The sequence below is a fragment of the Peribacillus sp. NPDC058075 genome (assembly GCF_042885195.1).
In the GTDB taxonomy this organism is placed as follows: domain Bacteria; phylum Bacillota; class Bacilli; order Bacillales; family DSM-1321; genus Peribacillus.
Window position 1 is genome coordinate 1 of the sequence record NZ_JBHVSL010000020.1, and the last position, 1,644, is coordinate 1,644.

At 40.1% G+C, this 1,644-nt stretch carries 2 protein-coding genes; both read left to right on the top strand.

Features of this window, described 5'->3' with window-relative positions; translation table 11 throughout:
• The coding region (locus tag ACFVS1_RS26790) for an MFS transporter (RefSeq protein WP_387552219.1) at positions 1 to 399 on the top strand (399 nt) is incomplete at its 5' end.
• A gap of 280 nt (positions 400 to 679) precedes the next feature.
• A partial coding sequence (locus tag ACFVS1_RS26795) for an amidohydrolase family protein (RefSeq protein ID WP_387552222.1) occupies positions 680 to 1,644 on the top strand: 965 nt, incomplete at its 3' end.

Below are 1,644 nucleotides of genomic sequence, written 5' to 3' on the forward strand. Positions count from 1 at the left end.
CTTTCAGATAAGGTCGGTAGAAAGCCCATATATATTGCCGGAACAGTTGGTTTGATTCTGTTTGCCTTCCCTTATTTTTACCTGTTGTCTCTAAAGTCTCCTTTTTGGTTAACGGTTGCAACAATTATTGCAATTGGGATTTTGTGGGCACCGATAGAAGCAATGATGGGAACTATGTTCTCAGAAATCTTCAGCACAAATGTCCGAATGACAGGTATTTCTGTAGGTAATCAAATTGGTGCGGCTTTGTTTGGTGGTACTGCACCGTTGGTTGCACTAGCATTGCTAAACGCATTCAATGACTCTTGGGTTCCTATAGCGATTTATATTGTGGTTGCAGGTATCATTTCTCTTATTTCACTTCTCGCTATACAGGATAAAAGAGATCTAGATTTATAACAAATGACCATAACCAATAATTGAATAGTGTTGGATAACCAAAGTCCTAGACATATAGAGTTCAGTAATATGTAAAAAGAATTATTTTCATTAGTAACTAGTAAGCATATTGAAAATTGAATCAAATATATTAACTGCAATATATAGTGGAGTTACTATATTAAATGTATAGACATGGGAAGAGTTTTATATTTTTTAGAAGAATTTACTTGGGATTTAGGTGTGAGGTGGAAGCCTCACTCCTCAGATTTGGTAATTAAATAAAATGGAGGTAAAAAGTATGGATGTATCTACCATAAAATCGAGATCCACCTCAAAACAAGGGGTTATCGATTGTGATTTTCACCAAACATTAAAAAGCTTTGATGATTTAAAACCTTATATGCCCCGCGTTTGGTGGCCTCGATTGAATGAGCCCGAAGCCACATTACCAATAACCATTTACAAACCAGTGCCATTGTCACGGCGTGATGCATCTCCTGGTAACGGACTTCCTCCGGGCTCGGATCCAGAATTTGCGAAATCTGATGCACTAGATCGCTACAATATAACCAAAGCGATACTTACCGGCAGCCTGCTTACTGTGTCAGCACTCAATAACCCGGATTACGCTGCAGCGGTGGCTTCCGCATTCAACGACTATACCCTAGATCATTGGATACCGAGTGATGATCGATATCTCGCATCAATTGTTATAGCAACTCAGGATCCTATTTTGGCAGCACGTGAAATTGATCGACTCGGCTCTCATCCAAAGGTAGTTCAAGTGATTTTTACTGTATCGTCACGTGAACCTTTTGGTCAACGTCGTTTTTATCCGATATATGAAGCTGCTGTACGTAACAATTTGGTCATTGCATTTCACGGCGGTGGCGAGGGAGACGGTATCAACCCTCCAATTTCGGCCGTCGGTACTCCAACAACAAATTTTGAACGTCATAATATCCTAGCTATTCATCACATGTCACAAATGAACAGTATTGTATGTGAGGGTGTATTTGAAACCTTTCCAACATTGAAAGTGGTTTTCGTAGAAGGCGGTTTAGCGTGGGTACCGCATTTAATGTGGAGAATGGACAAGAATTTCCTTGGTATGCGGAAGGAGGTTCCATGGTTAAAAAAGAAACCGAGTGAATACATTATCGAGCATTGTCGTTTTACAACGCAGCCCATAGAAGAGCCGAACAATGATGAGCTCATTCAAATGCTTCGCATGATGCGCGCAGAAAAAACAGTTATGTTCGC